The sequence below is a fragment of the Vibrio agarilyticus genome (genome assembly GCF_012641465.1).
Taxonomy (GTDB): Bacteria; Pseudomonadota; Gammaproteobacteria; order Enterobacterales; family Vibrionaceae; genus Vibrio; species Vibrio agarilyticus.
In genome coordinates this window covers 19,315-40,117 of sequence record NZ_JABAIK010000019.1, presented here as the reverse complement: position 1 = coordinate 40,117, position 20,803 = coordinate 19,315, and the positions used below count along the sequence as shown (strand labels likewise).

Genomic DNA, 20,803 nt, shown 5'->3' with positions numbered 1-20,803 from the left:
TATAAAAATATCAATAGGTAAGCATCTAATGATATCGGGTGTCGTTTATATTCAACAATCAAACATGAACACATCAATCATGGGTTGGTTTTCCACCAGGCAATAACGGGCAATAAAAAAGGTGGTCTCAATGACCACCTTTTTCTTTATCACTAACAAACATTAGCGATGCTTTTTGGTTAGCTCAATTACGCGAAGCTGCGCGATGGCTTTTGCCAACTCGCTGGCCGCTTGGGCAAAGTCCATATCACCATGCTGATTATGAATATATTCTTCAGCACGACGCTTAGCTTCTTCCGCTTTCGCAGCATCAAGATCTTCACCGCGAATGGCCGTATCCGCTAGCACTGTTGAGGTGCCAGGTTGCACTTCTACCATACCACCAGAGACATAAATGAACTCTTCTTGGTCGTATTGGTTTACGATGCGCACCATACCAGGCTGAATAGCGGTCAACAGCGGCGTGTGGCCGTGGTAAATCCCCAGCTCACCTTCGCTACCGGTCACCTGAAACGTTTTTACTCGGCCAGAAAACAGCTGTTTTTCGGCACTGACCACGTCTAGGTTAAAGGTTATAGCTGTCATATCGCCTCCTAATGAGCCTTATAGCTTTTTGGCATTCTCGATGGCATCGTCAATCGTACCGCAGTACATAAACGCTTGCTCTGGAATGTCATCATAGTCGCCAGCTAATAGGCCTTTAAAGCCGCGTAGCGTCTCTTTAAGAGGAACGTAGATACCAGGGTCACCAGTAAAGACTTCCGCTACGTGGTAAGGCTGAGTCAAGAAACGCTCAATCTTACGCGCACGAGCAACCACTTGCTTGTCGTCTTCAGACAGCTCGTCCATACCAAGGATGGCGATAATGTCTTTAAGCTCTTTATAACGTTGCAATGTTTGCTGAACGTTACGAGCTACATCGTAGTGCTCTTGACCAACTACCAATGGATCAAGCTGACGAGAGGTTGAGTCCAATGGGTCGATCGCTGGGTATAGGCCCATAGCAGCGATGTTACGGTTCAGTACAACGGTTGCATCCAAGTGCGCAAACGTGGTAGCTGGTGATGGGTCCGTCAAGTCATCCGCTGGTACGTATACCGCCTGAACTGAGGTGATAGAACCCGATTTGGTTGACGTGATACGCTCTTGAAGCACACCCATCTCTTCTGCTAATGTTGGCTGGTAACCTACCGCTGAAGGCATACGGCCAAGCAGTGCCGATACTTCGGTACCTGCAAGCGTATAACGATAGATGTTGTCAACGAACAGCAGAACATCACGGCCTTCATCACGGAATTTTTCCGCCATGGTAAGACCGGTCAGAGCAACACGTAGACGGTTACCTGGTGGCTCGTTCATCTGGCCATAGACCATTGCTACTTTTGATAGCTCTGGATTTTCAACGTTAACAACGCCCGCTTCCTGCATTTCGTGGTAGAAGTCGTTACCCTCACGAGTACGCTCACCTACACCTGCGAAAACAGATAGACCTGAGTGTTGTAGTGCGATGTTGTTGATAAGTTCCATCATGTTAACGGTCTTACCAACACCTGCACCACCGAATAGACCGATTTTACCACCCTTGGCGAATGGGCAAATCAAGTCGATTACTTTAACACCGGTTTCAAGCAATTCAGTTGAGTTTGATTGCTCTTCATAGCTTGGTGCTTCACGGTGAATTGAGTACAACTCTTCTGCACCGATATCACCACACTCATCAATTGCATCACCCAGTACGTTCATGATACGACCAAGTGTTTTGGTTCCCACAGGAACCGAAATTGGTTTACCTGTGTTTTCCACAATCATGCCGCGACGTAAGCCATCTGAGCTACCCATTACGATACAACGTACTACGCCACCGCCCAGCTGCTGCTGAACTTCAAGAACCAAACGTTCTTTAGCGTCAGTTACGTTCAGAGCATCGTAAACACTTGGGACATCGCTCTGAGGGAACTCTACGTCGACTACTGCACCGATGATCTGAACGATCTTACCTGTAGCCATCGTTAATCCTCTAAATAATTCGTTTTACCTAAGCTTAAACCGCCGCAGCGCCGCTCACGATTTCCGACAGTTCTTGTGTGATAGCCGCCTGACGGGCTTTGTTATACACAAGTTCAAGATCTTCAATCAAATTCGTCGCGTTATCTGTTGCAGCTTTCATTGCAATCATACGAGCTGCTTGCTCACAAGCGAGATTCTCGACCACACCTTGATACACTTGAGACTCGACAAAACGCAGCAATAGCGCGTCAAGTAGTGCTTTAGGTTCGGGCTCGTAGATATAATCCCACTGGTGATTACGTTGCATCTCTTCGCTGTTCGATTTCGGCAAAGGTAACAATTGATCGATCGTTGGTTGTTGAACCATAGTGTTTACAAACTTGTTGTACACAACATACAGACGGTCCAATTCCCCTTCATCGTATTTTCTTAACATCACACCGACAGAGCCGATCAAATCTTCTAGGCTTGGGCTATCGCCTAAACCCGAAACTTGAGCTGCGACTTTCGCACCACTGTGGTTAAAAAAAGCGGTCGCTTTTGAGCCAATAATCGCTAGCTCAATATCTGCACCTTGCTGTTTCCAAGTTTGCATATCGGTCAGGGCTTTTTTGAACAAGTTAATGTTCAAACCGCCACATAGACCACGATCCGTTGACACGATGATGTAACCAACACGCTTGGCTTCACGCTCATCTAAGTATGGATGACGATACTCTAGAGAAGCGTTAGCCACGTGACCGATCACTTTACGTATTGTTTCCGCATAGGGACGAGAAGCACTCATTGCGTCTTGCGAACGACGCATTTTTGATGCTGCTACCATCTCCATTGCTTTCGTAATCTTCTGAGTGCTTTTTACACTCCCGATTTTACCACGTATCTCTTTTGCGCCGGCCATCGTCACTCTCCGTTAGTTGGTGGCAACCTTTGCCACCGACTGATTACCAAGTTTGGGTTGCTTTGAAATCGTCAGTCAGCTTGGTTAGCTGAGCTTCGATGTCATCGTTATAAGCACCCGTCTTGTCGATCTCAGCTGCTAATTCAGCGTATTGACCGCGAGCGTACGATAGTAGCGCCGCTTCGAAATCGAGAACTTTATTCAGTTCTACGTCATCAAGGTAACCGCGCTCTGCCGCAAAAATAACCAACGCTTGGTCAAAAACAGACATTGGTGCGTACTGTTTCTGCTTCATAAGCTCAGTTACTTTCTGACCATGGCTTAACTGACGCTTGGTCGCTTCATCAAGATCAGATGCGAACTGAGCAAACGCCGCAAGTTCACGATAAGCGGCAAGGGCAGTACGGATACCACCAGACAGCTTCTTGATGATTTTCGTTTGCGCAGAACCACCTACACGAGAAACTGAAATACCTGGATCAACCGCCGGGCGAACACCCGCATTGAACAACTCAGTTTGTAGGAAGATCTGACCATCGGTAATCGAGATTACGTTAGTCGGTACGAATGCTGAAACGTCACCCGCTTGGGTTTCAATGATAGGTAGAGCGGTTAGAGAACCAGTCTTACCTTTCACTTCACCGTTAGTAAAGCGTTCTACATACTCTTCATTTACACGAGCAGCACGCTCAAGTAGGCGAGAGTGGAGATAGAATACGTCACCTGGGAATGCTTCACGGCCTGGTGGGCGTTTTAGCAATAGAGAGATCTGACGGTAAGCAACCGCTTGTTTAGAAAGATCGTCATAAACAATCAGTGCATCTTCACCGCGATCGCGGAAGTATTCACCCATTGCACAACCTGCGTATGGCGCAAGGTATTGCAATGCCGCAGATTCAGACGCCGATGCCACAACTACGATAGTGTTAGCGAGAGCACCGTGTTCTTCCAATTTGCGTACTACGTTAGCGATAGTCGACGCTTTTTGGCCGATCGCAACATAGATTGAGTAAATACCAGAGTTTTTCTGGTTGATGATTGCATCGATCGCCATAGCGGTTTTACCCGTTTGACGGTCACCGATGATAAGCTCACGCTGACCACGACCGATAGGGATCATTGAGTCAACCGACTTATAACCTGTTTGTACTGGTTGATCGACCGATTTACGATCGATTACACCCGGTGCAATCACTTCAACAGGTGAAGACAATTTTGCTTCAATTGGGCCTTTACCATCGATAGGCTCACCCAGTGTATTCACTACGCGACCTAACAGCTCAGGACCAACTGGCACTTCAAGAATACGGCCAGTACCTGTTACTTTCATGCCTTCCTTAAGGTCAGCATAAGGGCCCATAACAACCGCACCTACCGAGTCACGCTCAAGGTTAAGTGCGAGGGCATAACGGCCACCCGGTAATTCAATCATTTCGCCTTGCATTACGTCCGCTAGGCCGTGAATGCGCAAGATACCGTCGCTTACCGATACGATAGTACCTTCGTTGCGAGCTTCACTAACAACTTCGAATGACTCGATGCGTTGTTTGATTAGATCGCTAATTTCCGTGGAATTAAGTTGCATGCTCCAATCCCCATTAAGACTGCAATGCATCGCTCAGACGGTTCAAACGCCCGCGTGCTGAGTTATCGATGACTAAGTCTCCGGCTCGAATTATAACCCCACCAAGTAGGGTCTCATCTACACTGCAATTCAGCTTAACTTTGCGCTCAAGGCGCAGTTCAAGTTTGCGACTGATCTCTGCAAGTTGTTCATCTGAAAGTTCGGATGCTGACACAACGTCCACATCAATCTCTTTCTCATGCTCTTGCTTAAGCAGCAGATACTGCTTATAGACATCAGGAAGGGCCAATAATCGACCATTCTCGGCCATTACCTTAATCAGGTTTTGGCCATGTTCGTCCACTTGTTCGCCGCAAACAGTCACAAACAGATCTGCCATTTTGGCAGGTGTTAATGAGCTGGTTAACAGCTCATGCACTTGTGTGTTTTTGGCCACTTCCGCAGCAAAAGCCAGCATCTGACTCCAAGAGTCGAGCTGATTTTTTTCCACGGCAAAGTCAAACGCTGCTTTAGCATAGGGGCGTGCGATTGTAGTCATATCCGACATAAGCGCCCCCAGCGTTAAAGTCTTGCAGTAATGTTGTCGAGAATATCTTTCTGCGCATCTTTATCGATAGCACGTTCCAGAATTTTCTCAGCACCAGCTACAGCCAGAGTTGCAACTTGTTTACGTAGTTCATCACGCGCACGAACGCGTTCAGCTTCGATTTCTGCTTCCGCTTGCGCAAGAATTTTTTGGCGTTCTGCCAAAGCTTCTTCACGTGCTTCGTCAACAATCTGAGCTTTACGTTTGTTCGCCTGCTCGATGATCTCAGTTGCGTGTTGCTTCGCTTCTTTCATTTGAGAAGAAGCATTAGCTTGTGCTAGATCCAAGTCTTTTGCTGCACGTTCAGCAGCTTGAAGACCGTCAGCAATTTTTTTCTGACGCTCTTCAATCGCTTGCATGATAGGCGGCCATACATATTTCATGCAGAACCACACAAACAAGAAAAACGAAAAAGCTTGACCTAGCAGAGTTGCGTTCATATTCACAACAGCTACCCCTCTTTATTGGACTTAGTGTTAATCAAAACAAGCCGTAGCTTATTTTCGCTTAGGTGATTAACCAGCTAGTTGACCAACGAATGGGTTTGCGAACGTGAATAGTAGTGCGATTACGATACCGATCATTGGAACCGCGTCCAATAGACCTGCGATGATGAACATCTTAACTTGCAGCATCGGTGCCATCTCAGGTTGACGCGCAGCACCATCAAGGAATTTACCGCCTAGAAGTGCAAAACCGATCGCTGTACCTAGTGCACAAAGACCTACGATGATTGCGACTGCGATTGCTGAAAAGCTCAATACAGTTTCCATTACTATCTCCAACTATAAATATTGACTGAATGTCTAATAAGAATCTAAAAAATTAATGATCACTGTCTTCGTGTGCCATCGACAGATATACGATGGTCAGCATCATAAACACGAAGGCCTGAATCAGGATAACCAAAATATGGAAAATCGCCCACGGAAGTGAACCCATCCACTGCAAGTACCATGGTAGCATTGCGGCACAAAGAATAAATACCACTTCACCAGCAAACATATTACCGAATAGACGCATACCCAATGATAATGGTTTCGCCAATAACGAGACCACTTCAATAAGTAGGTTAAATGGAATCATTGTCCAGTGATTAAACGGGTGTAGAGCTAATTCTTTTGCAAAACCGCCCAGGCCTTTTACCTTAATGCTGTAGTAAATCATTAAAGCAAAAACACCTAGCGCCATCGACATGGTGATATTGACATCAGCTGACGGTACCACCTTCAAATAAGGGATTCCGAGCCAATGTTGTGCTGGGTAAGGTAAGAAATCGATAGGCACAAGGTCCATCAAGTTCATTAAAAATACCCAACAAAAGATAGTCAGTGCTAACGGTGCGATCAGTGGATTGCGTCCATGGAAGGTGTCTTTGACGTTTTGCGCGACAAATTCAACAATCATTTCAACAGCACACTGAAGCTTACCGGGTACACCCGCTGTTGTTCCCTTTGCTACCTTGTAAAAAATTCCTAAGAAAATTAAACCAGTCAACCAAGAAAAGAACAGGCTATCGACATGTACGTTCCAGAAACTTGACTCCGAAGAGACCAAACCCAATTTATACAAAGAGAGGTGGTCTAAATGGTGTTCAATGTAACCGGACGCAGTTAGCGCTTCACCTGGCGCAGCCATAACTCATCCTATTTTTTTGTTGTGAATGAATAGCACTGGTGCACAGAGATTAATTCCTAGTACCAGCAAATAGGTTAGTTTGAGGGGAACAAGTTCCACCTGCATATACATGTAGACAACACAAAATAGCGCCACCGTGATTAGGATCTTTAACGCTTCACCGGTATAAAACGACACCGCGACAGCTTTCGCCATTCGAGCGCCCGCAAAAAGAAACGCACATCCAGCAAAAACCGCATTAGCGAGCACAAAAATGCCCCCACCAATCAGCGCAGAAATTCCCCAATCACTATTAACGGCAAGCGCCATTGCGGCTGCCACAAATATAACCGCGCCGAACTCAATCATTAACAATCGCTTGGCAAGCATTCGCCCTGATTTTGTTAACGCAGCTACCATGTATTCGTACCTCGAGTCATCCCATCCATTGATGTTATCAATGAGGGAATTTGGCGAAAATTATACGTTCCGTCTTTTTAATTGCAATGAATACGCAGCAAAAACTTACAGTTTCATTTACAAATAGACAACTTCCGCACAAAAATAATCATTTCTACAAAATTGACAGAGATCAACTGTCTCATTCTATTTCAAGTCGAGCAATTAATTGCTCTAACTTGTGAGGTTCATCAATATTGATGGTGACCTTAGCTTGACCATTGGCTTTACGCACCAACGCAATCTTCATCCCTAGGCGCTCACTGAGTCTTTGTGCCAACTGTTCGGCTTCAACATCGACCTCAGGTTGATGCTCAGCGACAGGCGTCAGTAGTTTTTTGACCAGTTGCTCGGTTTGACGCACAGTTAACGCTTTTTTCGCCACTGTTTCTGCCGCTTCAACTTGAGATTCACCATTCAATGCCAATAAAGCGCGTGCATGACCCATTTCAAGCTGTTTAGACGCTAACGCATGCTTAACGGGAGCTTCCAGCGCATTCAAACGCAATAGATTACTGACCGTGGTGCGCGACTTACCAATCGCATCCGCCACCTGTTGGTGAGTTAAGGAAAACTCCGCTTGCAATCGCTCTAACGCTTGCGCTTCTTCAATGGCATTCAAATCTTCGCGTTGAATATTTTCTATTAAAGCCATCGCGATAGCGGCGCGATCTTGCACGTTTTTAATCACACAAGGCACATGTGTGAGTCCCGCCATGCGCGCTGCGCGCCAGCGTCGCTCGCCCGCAATAATTTCAAACCGAGCCTCGGCCACTTTTCGTACCACAATCGGTTGAATGATACCTTGCACTCGAATCGAGGCGCTGAGCTCTTCAAGCGCTTCTGGCGCAATCGCTTTACGTGGCTGATAAACGCCTGGAATCAATTGTCCTATGGCCAGCTCCGCCAAGTCACCATCATTAGATAACGTCTGACTGTGCACAGCAGCACTTTGTTTTTCTCGAGCTAGCGAGCTAGTTGATAACAGAGCATCAAGCCCTTTTCCGAGACCACGCTTAGACATGAAGTATCTTCCTTGCTAGCAAAATTTAAACGGAAATGTCTTCACGACGTAGCATTTCACCGGCAAGCGCTAAATAAGCCTTAGAGCCTGCAGAGTACTTGTCATAGTACATAGCAGGTTTACCGTGGCTTGGCGCTTCCGCAAGGCGAACATTACGAGGAATAACCGTGCGGTACACTTTGGTACCAAAATGTTTTTTCAGTTGGTCGGAAACTTCAGTCGAGAGGCGATTGCGTGGGTCATACATAGTGCGTAGCAAACCTTCTATTTTGAGATTTGCATTGACCACAGCTGCCAACTTACTGATGGTATCCATAAGAGCGGTTAAACCTTCTAACGCGAAATATTCACATTGCATTGGTACTAGCACGGAATCTGCCGCAGCCATAGCGTTGATTGTAAGAAGGTTTAAAGAGGGGGGACAATCAATAAAGATGAAATCATAGTTATCGCGAACCGCAGCTAATGCGTTCTTGAGACGCACCTCGCGAGCAAACACTTCCATCAGTTTAATTTCGGCGGCCGTCACGTCACCATTAGCGGCAATTAAGTCGTATTTACCACTGGTACTGCGACAGACGACTTGGTCAAAAGTGGTTTCTTCTACCAGAAGATCATAGGCGGTGGCATCGACCATATACTTGTCGACACCACTGGCCATAGTAGCGTTGCCTTGTGGGTCTAAATCAATCACTAAGACTTTGCGCTTGGTGGCGGCCATTGATGCCGCTAAATTAACACAAGTGGTGGTTTTACCCACGCCGCCTTTTTGATTGGCGATAGCTACTATTTTTCCCACGCTGGTGGCCTCGTTAATTATCCCTAGGCGATAAGATTACTAGATGTCGCTCGCCTGCCAACTCAGGAACCGTCAAAGATATGATCTCAGTCACAGAGCACCACGTTGGTAAATCGGCTATTTCATCTTGAGGGTGTAATCCCTTTAACGCCAAAAACCGTCCAGTGTCAGGTTTGGGAAGGTGATGACACCACTCAACCATATCGGTCATTGAAGCAAACGCACGGCTCAGTACGCCATCAAATTTTATCTCTGGCTGAAACTCTTCAACGCGACTTTGAACCGGCATCACATTTGTGAGTTTCAACTCGTGCACGACTTGCTTGAGAAAGCGCACTCGCTTACCAAGGCTATCGAGTAACACAAATGTCTTTTCCGGACACATAATCGCCAAAGGGATCCCGGGTAATCCAGGTCCAGTTCCCACATCGATAAAACGCTCACCTTGTAAGTGAACGCTTACCACTATGCTATCGAGAATGTGTTTAACCAGCATCTCTTGCGGATCGCGCACCGACGTCAGGTTATACGCTTTATTCCATTTATGCAGCAGCGCCACATAACCAAGCAGTTGTTCACGCTGTTTCTCGCTCACATTGAGCGAGGTTTGCGCAATCAAGTGGTCGAGATGGGCTCGTAATGCGCTCATGCTGCGTCCTCACCCAACTTTAACATGCCAATTTTCTTAAGATGCACAAGCAAAATGGAAATTGCCGCAGGTGTCACACCGGAAATGCGAGACGCGATACCGATGGTTTCGGGCTTAGCCGCGTTCAATTTCAACACCACTTCATTTGACAGACCTTTAACAACGCTATAATCAAGCTCAAAAGGTAGCTTGGTGTGTTCATGACGCAACGATTTTTCAATCTCATCTTGTTGACGCTTGATGTAACCTTCATATTTTACTTGAATTTCAACTTGTTCAGCCGCTTGAGTGTCTTCCAGCGCTGGCGCAAACGCATCCAGTTGGGTTAACTGGTCATAACTCATCTCTGGGCGACGCAGAAGATCTTCACCGCTGGCTTCGCGCACCATCGGCGTTTTCAACAGTTGATTCAGCGTATCAATCCCAACGGAATTCGGATTCATCCACGTTTCTTTTAAACGTTGACGTTCTTTTTCCATATTGTCGATTTTCTGATTAAAACGAGCCCAACGAGCTTCATCAACTAAGCCAAGTTCATACGCTTTCGCGGTCAAACGCAGATCGGCATTATCTTCACGAAGAAGCAGGCGATACTCCGCGCGTGAAGTAAACATGCGATAGGGCTCTTTGGTGCCCATCGTCGAAAGATCGTCAATTAAGACACCGACGTATGCCTCATCACGGCGTGGGCTCCAACCCTCTTTATCTTGACTGAATAAACTGGCGTTCAAACCGGCCATTAAGCCTTGCGCCGCGGCCTCTTCGTAGCCGGTGGTACCATTAATTTGACCGGCAAAAAACAGACCTGAGATAAATTTGGTTTCATACGTTGATTTCAAATCTCGAGGATCAAAGAAATCATACTCAATTGCGTATCCGGGGCGCACGATGTGCGCATTTTCAAAGCCCTTCATCGAGCGAACAATGGCCAACTGCACATCAAAGGGCAAGCTGGTTGAAATGCCATTCGGATACAGCTCGTGGGTGGTTAATCCTTCAGGTTCAATAAAGATTTGGTGACTGTCTTTATCGGCAAATCGCATCACCTTATCTTCAATTGAGGGGCAATAACGCGGACCAATACCTTCAATCACACCCGCATACATAGGACTGCGATCCAGGTTAGCACGAATGACATCATGCGTTCGCTCGTTAGTATGCGTGATAAAACAAGGAATTTGATGTGGATGATGTTCACGTTTTCCCATAAATGAGAAAACGGGGGTCGGATTATCACCGTGTTGCGCTTGTAGCACAGAAAAATCGACACTGCGTGCATCAATGCGTGGCGGAGTGCCTGTTTTCAGACGATCGACGCGAAATGGCAGATCACGTAAACGATCCGCAAGAGCAATCGACGGAGGATCGCCTGCACGCCCTCCAGAGGCGCTTTCCATACCAATGTGGATCTTTCCACCTAAAAAGGTGCCGACGGTCAATACAACCGCTTTGGCGTGGAATTTGAGGCCCATTTGAGTGACCACACCATGGACGTGATCATTTTCAACGATCAGATCATCGACAGATTGCTGAAACAGTGTCAGATTCGGTGTGTTCTCAAGTGCCTGACGTACATAAGCTTTGTATAGCGCGCGATCCGCTTGCGCGCGAGTCGCTCGAACAGCGGGTCCTTTGGATGCATTTAACGTTCGAAATTGAATACCAGCATGATCAATTGCTTGAGCCATTAAACCGCCCATAGCATCGACTTCTTTCACCAAGTGGCCTTTGCCAATACCACCAATCGCAGGGTTGCATGACATTTGACCTAATGTGTCGATGTTATGAGTAAGAAGGAGTGTTTTTTGACCAGTGCGGGCTGATGCGAGCGCGGCTTCCGTTCCTGCGTGTCCGCCACCGACCACAATGACATCAAAATTTTCGTGATAGAGCATGAACTGACCTCAGGTTTTCGAACGATTTTTACAAAGGAAAAGAGCGGTAGTTTACCTGCTTTATTCAAGACTGAACATTGTTTTCTGTTTGAACTAATCGAAACTCGAGATGGCTTATTATATATAAGATCTATATAGAGATCTTTTATTGGATCTATTATTAAGATCACCAGTTTCTGTGGATAACCAGGAAATGATCAACAAGATCATTGATCTTTTGTGGATCATTTCTTGTGATCAGTCGTTGATCTATCTTAGGATTAACTGGGATCAAAATAGCATGTTATTCACAGCCCAAACCATGATCATAAATTGTTCTTTGGATAACTATAGCTTTATAACCGCTTTTGCTTATTTTTATCCACAAATGATATTGCAGCTTTTGAATAAATCATGATGAGTTAATGAAGGATGTTATCCACAATACACCTCTTGATTGGCGTATACCTTCGTTTATGACGTGAAGGATAAAATGAAATGTCAGACTATGTTGAAGTGAATAAAGGCCAGAGTGGTCACATCGCGCCCAGTGGAGACTTGATGGGCGCGTCTGTTTTTAGTGATTCAAAATGCATGAAGGTGCTGTTCTAACCAAGCCTCTGCAGCGTCTTCTGGTACGGTTTGCGCCAAAATATCAATCAAACAACAATCGGCGATAGCGGTTGCGCCGATGTCTTGTAATAGCGCATGGGCGTGGAGTCCTGCGCCGCAGAAAGTATCATAACTGGAATCACCAATTGCGATAACCGCATACTTGAGCTGATCGGTTCGTGGTGGTGTTTCTTGTAGCTTGCTGATAAAGGGACGAATATTGTCTGGATAATCTCCCGCGCCATGCGTTGAGGTAATGATAAGCCAGGTACCTGTTGCGGGGATTTGGCTAAGGTTGGGGTGGTTATGTACCTGCGTGATATGGCCTTGTTGGCTCAATAGATCATTGAGGTGATCGCCGACATACTCAGCGCCGCCTAAGGTACTTCCTGTAATGATGTGGATCATGACGATTTCCTTATTATTTATTAATCCACCCATCATCGAACGTTTTGCCAAAAAAAGCAAAATCGCTCAATGAAGTGAAATTGCGCTCAAAAAAAAGCCTCTGAGCATAGCGTACCATGCATGAGGCTTTGGCATTTTGCTTGGCCTTAGAGGTACAAGCATTGTGGATATCTTGTTATTTACCGATGCAAAACGAAGAAAAGATCCGCCCAAGAAGATCGTCTGAACTGAATTCACCGGTGATCTCACTCAAATGGCGTTGAGCAAGGCGCAGCTCTTCAGCCAGGATTTCTCCTGCCATATAACCTTCTAATTGATCTTGTCCTATATGTAAATGTTCTGCTGCGCGTTCCAATGCATCCAGATGACGCCGACGAGCCATAAAGCCGCCTTCTTGTTGGCCGGTAAAGCCCATACAGGCTTTTAAGTGCTGGCGCAGAGCATCGACTCCTTCGCCTGTTTTGGCAGATAGGCGGATGAGAGTCGGCGCGCTCACATGACAAATACCAAAGCCCTCACCGGTTTCTTCGGCTTTATTGCGGATCACTGTCATGCCAATATGATTTGGCAATCGGTCGACAAAATCAGGCCAAATCTCACTCGGATCGGTGGCGTCAGTTGTCGTGCCATCGACCATGAATAACACGCGGTCTGCTGCGGCGATTTCATCCCAAGCGCGCTCAATGCCGATTTTTTCGACGGCATCAGACGCTTCACGAAGGCCGGCAGTATCAATAATATGCAGTGGCATACCGTCAATATGGATATGTTCACGCAGGACATCTCGAGTGGTTCCGGCTATGTCGGTGACAATCGCGGACTCTTTACCAGATAATGCGTTGAGCAAGCTTGATTTGCCCGCGTTGGGGCGGCCGGCGATCACCACTTTCATTCCTTCACGCATGATGGCGCCTTGATTGGCTTCTTGACGCACCGCATCGAGATTATTGATGATCCCTTGTAAATCGGCTGCCACTTTGCCATCGGCAAGAAAATCGATCTCTTCTTCAGGAAAATCAATGGCCGCTTCAACGTAAATACGCAGATGGATCAAAGCGTCCACCAGCGTTTGAATGCGTTTGGAAAATTGGCCCTGTAATGAGCGCAGCGCCGATTTTGCCGCTTGTTCTGAACTGGCATCAATCAGATCGGCAATGGCTTCGGCTTGAGCCAAATCGAGCTTGTCATTGAGAAACGCCCGTTCAGAGAACTCGCCAGGTCTTGCAGGACGAACGTCAGGTAGGGTGAGAATGCGTTTGAGCAACATATCCATTACCACAGGCCCACCATGGCCCTGTAACTCGAGCACGTCTTCGCCAGTAAAAGAGTGTGGGTTGGGGAAGTAGAGTGCAATACCGGAGTCTATCTCACTGCCATCAGTATCACGAAAAGGCAGATAATGCGCGTAGCGAGGTGTCAGTGACTGGCCTGTGATCGCTTGAGCTACGGCCGATGCTTGTGGCCCAGAAACGCGAATAATACCCACGCCACCGCGGCCCGGGGCTGTCGCTTGCGCGGCAATAGTGTCTGTTGTCATAGAAAACCTTGAATTGTGCTGGCTAAGTCAACAATAAATAGAATTTAGCGACTCAGGAATAGCCAAATTGTAATCAGCCGCTAACAAAAAGGCGACCCTTGGGGCCGCCTTTTTCATTCGATTGAGGGGATTACTTGGTATGCAATCCTTTCTTCTCAAGCGAGCGATAAATGAGCGTTTGCTGGATCAGTGTCACAATGTTTGACACGAGCCAGTAAAGCACCAAACCTGCCGGGAAGAACAAGAAGAATGCCGTAAACATGATTGGCATGAAGTTCATGATCTTCTGCTGCATTGGGTCGGTGACCGTTGTTGGACTCATCTTTTGGATGAGGAACATTGATGCACCCATCAGCAGCGGCAAAACATAATATGGATCTGGCGCTGATAAGTCGTGGATCCACAAAATGAATGGCGAGTGGCGCAGCTCGACGGACTCCATGAGTGTCCAATACAAGGCAATGAAAATTGGCATCTGCAGTAAGATAGGTAAACAACCACCCAGTGGGTTCACTTTTTCTTTCTTGTACAGTTCCATCATCTCTTGGCTCATACGCTGGCGATCATCACCAATGCGTTCACGCATCGCTTGCAACTTGGGTTGCAGCATACGCATTTTCGCCATTGAGGTGTACTGAGCTTTGGTCAGTGGGTACATGACACCACGGACAATGAACGTCAGAACAATGATGGCCACGCCCCAGTTACCGACTAAACCGTGAATGGTATCCAATAACCAGTGCAGTGGTTGAGCGATAAACCAAAGCCAGCCGTAATCGACCACCAAATTCAAGTTCGGTGCGACTGCCGCCATTTGATCTTGCAGTTTAGGGCCAACCCACAAGGTGGCCGTGAAATTGGCCGTGTCGCCATCAGCAATGGTCTTGTTTGGCATGCGAATGCCGATATCACCCAGGTTACCAATCACACGAGTATAAATATTGGTGCCTGGCTCTTCACGAGGGATCCACGCCGAAGCGAAGTAATGCTGAATGATCGCAGCCCAACCTTCACCATTTGGCAGGTTGATAGAAAGATTGCGGTCTTGCATCTCTTCAAAGCTGTACTTTTCATACTTTTCATTTTCAGTTGAAAAAGCACCGCCGAGATACGTTGGCATGGTTAGGCTGCCACCATCATCGCTCAATGTATGACGAAGATGGGCGTACATACCAAAGGTCGCGTTGCTACCAGATTGGTTAACCACATCGTATTCGACATTCATGGCATAGCTGCCACGAGTAAATTGATACGTTTTGGTGTACTGCAGACCGTTTGCGGTAATCGTTAGCGGGATTTCCAACGTCTCTTGACCATCGGCAAGCGTAAAGCTGTCTGCCGTTACATGGTAATGAGGACGATTGTCACTGCTTAAATCGATACCTTGTGGGCCAACAAGACCACTTTGTGCGATATACACCAGTTGTGGCGTATCTTGCAAAAGAACAAAAGGAGTGTCTGAATCAAGTGTTTCATCGTATTGATTAAGCTCTGCAGCAACCACATCGCCACCAATAGTGTCGATAGACAGAGTTAATACGTCGGTTTTCACCGTGATGATTTTACCCTGAGCCAGTGAATGCGGATTTGGGTCTAAATCATTCGCCGCCGTTGTCGGCAGTGTGGTGTTAGCTTGCGCCTGTTCAACCGCTTGAGGCGCTGGTACGTCCTTAGCATTCCATTGTTGGAACAATAAGAAAGAAACCAAAGCCAGTGCGATAAGCAGGATATTACGTTGAGAATCCATCGTTAGTTATCTCTGTCTTGTTTTTGGACTGGTGGAACGGGGTCATACCCCCCTTCATTCAAAGGGTGGCATTTTAATAGACGTTTGCTTGATAACCAACACCCTTTTACAAAACCGTGAGCTCTCAATGCTTCTATCGCATATTGGGAACAAGTAGGCGTAAAACGGCATCGAGGGCCTAGCAGTGGACTGATAAACCCGCGGTAGAGTTGAATGAGCCCAATGGCTAGCCACGAGAAGGGCGAGAGAGGCGCTGCCATAATTTATCAAACAAGGTGAACAATTCTTCGTTGCTCAAATCTTGCGCGCTTTTTTTGGCGATCACAACAAAATCTTTATGAGGTAGTTGATGTTGTTTGTTACGAAAACTTTCACGAGCCAAGCGTTTGAAGCGGTTGCGACCAACGGCGGTTTTGATCTGTTTTTTCGGAACGGCCAAACCCAGACGAGGATGCGATAGGGTATTATTGCGTGCGATAATCGTGAGATGAGGTGAGCCTGCTCGGTGAGCTTGCTGGAAGACTGTTTTATAATGCTCGGGAGTTAACAAGCGTAACTCCCGATTGAACGCGTACGTATTCAAAATAAACGTGGGATTATTTTGACAGGCGCGCACGGCCTTTAGCACGACGTGCATTAATTACTTTACGACCGTTCTTAGTTGCCATGCGAGCACGGAAACCGTGAGTACGCTTGCGCTTTAGAACTGTAGGTTGAAAAGTGCGTTTCATGATAATTACCTTACTGATCAGTAGTTTTAGGTCAATGTTAACCCGGCGTGGGCATTTTGCTCAGCTTTATCTTGGTAAAGCGAACCACCGACGCCTCTCAACAAAGAGGCGGAATTGTAATCACAGTGACTGACAGTGTCAATCATCGGTGATATGACAATCGCGCCGGGGGATTATACGGAGTGTGAGCAAAATCTCAAGGATCTTAAGATCCTGACGGCGATCTTGGCGTTGGATCGGCGAGTGTGATAAATCGCGGTCAATGAATATGTTGTGGATTATCAAAAATAGCTTGTGTTAGTACAAGTTCGATGAGTCAACCGCTGAATTAAAATGGCTCTCGATATCGGCCATATTCTTTATTTTCGCTCAAGCCACTTCAATAAAAGCGATAACGATGGGGATAAGTTGGCAATGACATTGGCTAAGATCCACTATTTTTGCGTGATCATGTGGGTAAACTCGGAGTAAGTTGTGGCGATCTCGCGAATTTGGCGCAAAATTTTGTGAATAACTTAGATCTTATTCACTGGATCATCGATCAATCGCTGGCGATCTCGGTTATCAACAGGTAAAATTGCCAATCTTTTTCGAACATCAATTTTCCCTGGGGGCATCGTGTCATCGTCGCTTTGGTTGCAATGCATGCAACAGCTTCAAGAAGAGCTACCGGCTACTGAATTCAGTATGTGGGTTCGTCCACTTCAAGCGGAGCTTAATGATAATACGCTCACTTTGTTTGCCCCTAATCGATTTGTATTGGATTGGGTTCGTGATAAATACCTCAATAGCATCAATCGAATGTTGCAAGAGTATTGTGGTCAAGATCTTCCGAGTTTGCGCTTTGAGGTTGGTTCGCGCCCTGTGGTGGCGCCCAAACCGAAACCGGCGCGAACGCCAGCTGACGTCGCTGCAGAATCGTCAGCGCCGGCGCAACTGCAAGCGCGTAAGCCAGTACATAAAACGTGGGACGATGATGAGCAAGCCATTGCCGATATTAATCATCGTTCAAACGTCAATCCAAAACACAAGTTCACCAACTTTGTTGAAGGTAAGTCGAATCAGCTGGGTTTGGCTGCGGCGCGTCAGGTGTCCGATAATCCAGGGGCAGCGTATAACCCACTATTTTTATACGGTGGCACAGGCTTAGGTAAAACACACCTTCTGCACGCCGTCGGCAATGCGATTGTTGATAACAATCCCAATGCCAAGGTGGTGTACATGCACTCTGAGCGATTTGTGCAAGACATGGTAAAAGCACTGCAAAATAACGCGATTGAAGAATTTAAGCGTTACTACCGTAGTGTTGATGCTTTACTTATCGATGATATTCAATTTTTTGCTAATAAAGAGCGCTCGCAAGAAGAGTTCTTTCATACCTTTAACGCCTTGCTTGAAGGTAACCAGCAAATCATTCTCACATCAGACCGTTATCCCAAAGAGATCAGCGGGGTTGAAGACCGTTTGAAATCTCGCTTTGGTTGGGGACTCACCGTGGCAATTGAGCCACCTGAGCTGGAAACGCGAGTCGCGATTTTGATGAAAAAGGCCGAAGATCATCAAATTCATCTTGCCGATGAGGTGGCCTTTTTTATTGCCAAACGACTGCGTTCAAACGTGCGAGAATTGGAAGGCGCGTTAAATCGCGTGATTGCTAATGCCAATTTTACTGGTCGCCCAATCACGATTGATTTTGTTCGTGAAGCGCTGCGTGATTTGCTGGCACTGCAAGAAAAGCTGGTGACGATTGATAATATTCAAAAGACCGTGGCGGAGTATTACAAAATCAAAGTGGCGGATCTTTTATCAAAGCGTCGTTCTCGCTCAGTAGCTCGTCCTCGACAGTTGGCAATGGCGTTGGCAAAAGAGCTGACCAACCACAGCCTGCCAGAAATTGGCGATGCGTTTGGTGGGCGAGATCACACCACCGTATTGCACGCGTGCCGTAAAATCGAGCAGCTACGTGAAGAGAGCCACGACATTAAAGAAGATTACTCTAATCTAATTCGTACGCTTTCGTCGTAATGGCCAAGTTGAATTTATTTGCGTAAAGAGCTTAGTATGAAATTTTCCATTGAACGTCAGCAACTGCTAAAACCGTTGCAGCAAGTCTCTGGTGCGCTTGGCGGCCGCCCGAGTTTGCCTATTTTGGGTAACTTGTTACTTGAAGTTCGTGATGGCGTGCTGTTAATGACCGCAACGGACTTAGAAGTCGAACTGGTCAGCAAAGTCACGCTGAATGGCGATTTTGAAGCGGGGGCGATTACTGTGCCTTCGCGTAAATTTCTCGATATTTGCCGTGGGCTTCCTGATGATGCACAAATTGTCTTTACTCAAGAAGGCGATCGCGTGCAAGTGCGCTCTGGTCGAAGTCGTTTCTCGCTTGCCACCTTACCTGCGAATGATTTTCCTAATATCGAAGATTGGCAAAGTGATGTTGAAGTCAGCTTAACTCAAGGTCAGCTTCGCGGCATTATTGAAAAAACACAATTTTCGATGGCGAACCAAGACGTCCGCTATTACCTCAATGGTATGTTGTTTGAAATTGAAGGTAATACATTGCGAGCTGTTGCTACCGACGGGCATCGCATGGCCGTTGCGACAACCACGCTTGAAGGCGATTATGCAACCCAGCAGATCATTGTGCCACGTAAAGGGGTGCAGGAGCTGGCGAAATTACTCGATGCACCAGAGGCGATGATGACATTGCAAATTGGCAATGCCAATGTTCGCGCGGATATCAATCATTTCGTCTTTACGTCAAAACTGGTGGACGGTCGCTTTCCGGATTACCGTCGAGTCATGCCGCAAAACACCACCAAAACATTACAAGCCAGTTGCGATGATTTGCGCCAGGCGTTCGCGCGCGCGGCGATTTTATCGAATGAAAAATTCCGTGGCGTTCGTGTGAACTTGGTCGACAGTGAAATGCGAATCACAGCCAACAATCCCGAGCAGGAAGAAGCGGAAGAGATGTTGGATGTTGAGTTTCAAGGAGAGGCAATTGAGATTGGCTTTAATGTCAGTTACGTTCTTGATGTGCTCAATACTCTACGTTGCCCAACGGTGCGCATTTCAATGTCGGACGCCAATGCCAGTGCGTTGATTGAAAATGCCGATGACGACAGTGCCATGTATGTGGTGATGCCAATTCGTCTGTAAGAGCACATCGTATGCCACTGACGCGAATCGTCATTCTAGATTTTCGTAACATTAAAGCCTGTGATATTGAGTTATCGACAGGCTTTAACTTTCTTATTGGCGAGAACGGAAGCGGTAAGACCAGCGTGCTTGAAGCCATTTATTTGCTGGGGCACGGGCGATCGTTTAAGAGCGCGTTAACAGGACGAATCATCACCCATGGCATGGCTGAGCTGTTTGTTCATGGCCGTTTTTTGACCCCTGATCAAATTGAGCTACCAATTGGCATTAATAAGCGGCGTGATGGCTCAACTGAGGTTAAAATAGGCGGCCAGCAAGGGCAAAAGTTAGCTCAGCTTGCGCAAGTGCTGCCATTGCAATTAATTCACCCTGAAGGGTTTGAATTGCTCACGGATGGGCCTAAAGCGCGACGTGCCTATATCGACTGGGGTGTGTTCCATACCGAGAATCGTTTTTTCGACGCCTGGGGGCGTTTTAAACGTCTTAATAAGCAGCGTAATGCGCTGTTGAAAACGGCGCGAGATTACCGAGAGCTGAGTTACTGGGATCAAGAGCTAGCCATATTGGCCGAGCAGATTGACCAATGGCGCGCAGATTATATCGCACAGCTTATCGCGGTTGCCGAGCCGATTTGTCAGCAATTTTTGCCTGAGTTTGACGTGCAAATGCGTTATTACCGCGGCTGGGATAAAGATACGCCGTATCAAGATTTGTTGGCGAATAACTTTGAGCGCGATGTCGTACTCGGTTATACCGTCAGCGGTCCCAATAAGGCAGATTTGCGCATTAAAGTGGCAGGCACGCCAGTTGAAGATGTGCTGTCACGTGGCCAACTTAAGTTGCTGGTGTGCGCGCTCCGTGTTGCACAAGGCCAACATTTGACGGCTCAAACGGGCAAGCAGTGCGTTTATTTAATTGACGACTTTGCCTCTGAATTAGACAGCCAACGTCGTAAGCGTCTCGCAGATTGCTTAATCGAGACGGGGGCTCAAGTTTTTGTCAGCTCTATTACTGAAAGCCAAGTTGCCGACATGTACGGCGATAATTACAAGATGTTTCATGTGGAACATGGCACAATAGAGTCAATGTAAATAGTGGAAGATAA

At 46.8% G+C, this 20,803-nt stretch carries 22 protein-coding genes; 3 read left to right on the top strand and 19 right to left on the bottom strand.

Translation table 11 applies throughout. The features are described from left to right. Nucleotides 1-162: 162 nt before the first annotated feature. The 19 genes from HGP28_RS15775 to rpmH form a co-directional block, all read right to left on the bottom strand. Nucleotides 163-585: a F0F1 ATP synthase subunit epsilon gene (locus tag HGP28_RS15775; protein ID WP_168837436.1), complete on the bottom strand. Its 423-nt coding sequence runs from the start codon at nucleotides 583-585 to the stop codon at nucleotides 163-165. 18 nt (nucleotides 586-603) lie between these two features. Next, the gene (atpD, locus tag HGP28_RS15770) at nucleotides 604-2,007 is read right to left on the bottom strand and encodes a F0F1 ATP synthase subunit beta (protein ID WP_168837435.1); all 1,404 of its coding nucleotides are present in this window, start codon (nucleotides 2,005-2,007) and stop codon (nucleotides 604-606) included. Nucleotides 2,008-2,041: 34 nt separating this feature from the next. Continuing rightward, nucleotides 2,042-2,908, bottom strand: a complete 867-nt coding sequence (atpG, locus tag HGP28_RS15765) for a F0F1 ATP synthase subunit gamma (protein WP_168837434.1) — start codon at nucleotides 2,906-2,908, stop codon at nucleotides 2,042-2,044. Nucleotides 2,909-2,951: 43 nt separating this feature from the next. Next, nucleotides 2,952-4,493, bottom strand: coding sequence for a F0F1 ATP synthase subunit alpha (gene atpA, locus HGP28_RS15760; protein WP_168837433.1), 1,542 nt, complete (start codon nucleotides 4,491-4,493; stop codon nucleotides 2,952-2,954). A 13-nt stretch (nucleotides 4,494-4,506) separates the two neighbouring features. After that, complete coding sequence (gene atpH, locus HGP28_RS15755) at nucleotides 4,507-5,040, bottom strand: F0F1 ATP synthase subunit delta (RefSeq protein WP_168837432.1); 534 nt, start codon at nucleotides 5,038-5,040, stop codon at nucleotides 4,507-4,509. A gap of 14 nt (nucleotides 5,041-5,054) precedes the next feature. Continuing rightward, nucleotides 5,055-5,525 (bottom strand): F0F1 ATP synthase subunit B, encoded by a 471-nt coding sequence (atpF, locus tag HGP28_RS15750; protein WP_168837431.1) that lies wholly within the window; start codon nucleotides 5,523-5,525, stop codon nucleotides 5,055-5,057. 69 nt (nucleotides 5,526-5,594) lie between these two features. Next, nucleotides 5,595-5,852, bottom strand: coding sequence for a F0F1 ATP synthase subunit C (gene atpE, locus HGP28_RS15745; RefSeq protein WP_168837430.1), 258 nt, complete (start codon nucleotides 5,850-5,852; stop codon nucleotides 5,595-5,597). Nucleotides 5,853-5,904: 52 nt separating this feature from the next. After that, complete coding sequence (atpB, locus tag HGP28_RS15740) at nucleotides 5,905-6,717, bottom strand: F0F1 ATP synthase subunit A (RefSeq protein WP_168837429.1); 813 nt, start codon at nucleotides 6,715-6,717, stop codon at nucleotides 5,905-5,907. Nucleotides 6,718-6,720: 3 nt separating this feature from the next. Then, nucleotides 6,721-7,116 carry a F0F1 ATP synthase subunit I gene (locus HGP28_RS15735; RefSeq protein WP_168837428.1) on the bottom strand — a complete coding sequence of 132 codons (396 nt, stop codon included), beginning with the start codon at nucleotides 7,114-7,116 and terminating at the stop codon, nucleotides 6,721-6,723. A 181-nt stretch (nucleotides 7,117-7,297) separates the two neighbouring features. Continuing rightward, nucleotides 7,298-8,179 (bottom strand): ParB/RepB/Spo0J family partition protein, encoded by an 882-nt coding sequence (locus tag HGP28_RS15730; protein WP_168837427.1) that lies wholly within the window; start codon nucleotides 8,177-8,179, stop codon nucleotides 7,298-7,300. Between the two features lie 25 nt (nucleotides 8,180-8,204). Beyond that, entirely contained in the window at nucleotides 8,205-8,978 is a 774-nt protein-coding gene (locus HGP28_RS15725; RefSeq protein WP_168837426.1) for an AAA family ATPase, read from the bottom strand. A gap of 13 nt (nucleotides 8,979-8,991) precedes the next feature. Continuing rightward, complete coding sequence (gene rsmG, locus HGP28_RS15720) at nucleotides 8,992-9,627, bottom strand: 16S rRNA (guanine(527)-N(7))-methyltransferase RsmG (protein WP_168837425.1); 636 nt, start codon at nucleotides 9,625-9,627, stop codon at nucleotides 8,992-8,994. After that, nucleotides 9,624-11,522: a tRNA uridine-5-carboxymethylaminomethyl(34) synthesis enzyme MnmG gene (mnmG, locus tag HGP28_RS15715; RefSeq protein ID WP_168837424.1), complete on the bottom strand. Its 1,899-nt coding sequence runs from the start codon at nucleotides 11,520-11,522 to the stop codon at nucleotides 9,624-9,626. Before mnmG ends, rsmG begins: the two co-directional genes overlap by 4 nt. Before the next feature lie 564 nt (nucleotides 11,523-12,086). Next, nucleotides 12,087-12,521 carry an FMN-binding protein MioC gene (gene mioC / locus HGP28_RS15710; RefSeq protein ID WP_168837423.1) on the bottom strand — a complete coding sequence of 145 codons (435 nt, stop codon included), beginning with the start codon at nucleotides 12,519-12,521 and terminating at the stop codon, nucleotides 12,087-12,089. 175 nt (nucleotides 12,522-12,696) lie between these two features. Beyond that, nucleotides 12,697-14,058 carry a tRNA uridine-5-carboxymethylaminomethyl(34) synthesis GTPase MnmE gene (gene mnmE, locus HGP28_RS15705; protein WP_168837422.1) on the bottom strand — a complete coding sequence of 454 codons (1,362 nt, stop codon included), beginning with the start codon at nucleotides 14,056-14,058 and terminating at the stop codon, nucleotides 12,697-12,699. A 130-nt stretch (nucleotides 14,059-14,188) separates the two neighbouring features. After that, complete coding sequence (gene yidC / locus HGP28_RS15700) at nucleotides 14,189-15,805, bottom strand: membrane protein insertase YidC (RefSeq protein ID WP_168837421.1); 1,617 nt, start codon at nucleotides 15,803-15,805, stop codon at nucleotides 14,189-14,191. A 2-nt stretch (nucleotides 15,806-15,807) separates the two neighbouring features. Next, a complete protein-coding gene (gene yidD, locus HGP28_RS15695) occupies nucleotides 15,808-16,065 on the bottom strand; it encodes a membrane protein insertion efficiency factor YidD (protein ID WP_168837420.1) in 258 nt (85 codons plus the stop codon). Continuing rightward, nucleotides 16,032-16,355: a ribonuclease P protein component gene (gene rnpA / locus HGP28_RS15690; RefSeq protein ID WP_246225764.1), complete on the bottom strand. Its 324-nt coding sequence runs from the start codon at nucleotides 16,353-16,355 to the stop codon at nucleotides 16,032-16,034. The genes yidD and rnpA overlap by 34 nt, the downstream gene beginning before the upstream one ends. A gap of 46 nt (nucleotides 16,356-16,401) precedes the next feature. Then, nucleotides 16,402-16,536, bottom strand: coding sequence for a 50S ribosomal protein L34 (gene rpmH, locus HGP28_RS15685; RefSeq protein WP_005378825.1), 135 nt, complete (start codon nucleotides 16,534-16,536; stop codon nucleotides 16,402-16,404). A 618-nt stretch (nucleotides 16,537-17,154) separates the two neighbouring features. Here rpmH and dnaA point away from each other — a divergent pair. The 3 genes from dnaA to recF are packed head-to-tail and all read left to right on the top strand — an operon-like array spanning nucleotide 17,155 to nucleotide 20,789. Further along, nucleotides 17,155-18,561 (top strand): chromosomal replication initiator protein DnaA, encoded by a 1,407-nt coding sequence (gene dnaA / locus HGP28_RS15680; protein WP_168837419.1) that lies wholly within the window; start codon nucleotides 17,155-17,157, stop codon nucleotides 18,559-18,561. A 36-nt stretch (nucleotides 18,562-18,597) separates the two neighbouring features. Further along, nucleotides 18,598-19,698 (top strand): DNA polymerase III subunit beta, encoded by a 1,101-nt coding sequence (gene dnaN, locus HGP28_RS15675; RefSeq protein WP_168837418.1) that lies wholly within the window; start codon nucleotides 18,598-18,600, stop codon nucleotides 19,696-19,698. Nucleotides 19,699-19,709: 11 nt separating this feature from the next. Beyond that, on the top strand, nucleotides 19,710-20,789 hold the full coding sequence (gene recF, locus HGP28_RS15670; protein WP_168837417.1) for a DNA replication/repair protein RecF: 1,080 nt from the start codon (nucleotides 19,710-19,712) through the stop codon (nucleotides 20,787-20,789). The last annotated feature ends 14 nt before the right edge of the window (nucleotides 20,790-20,803 follow it).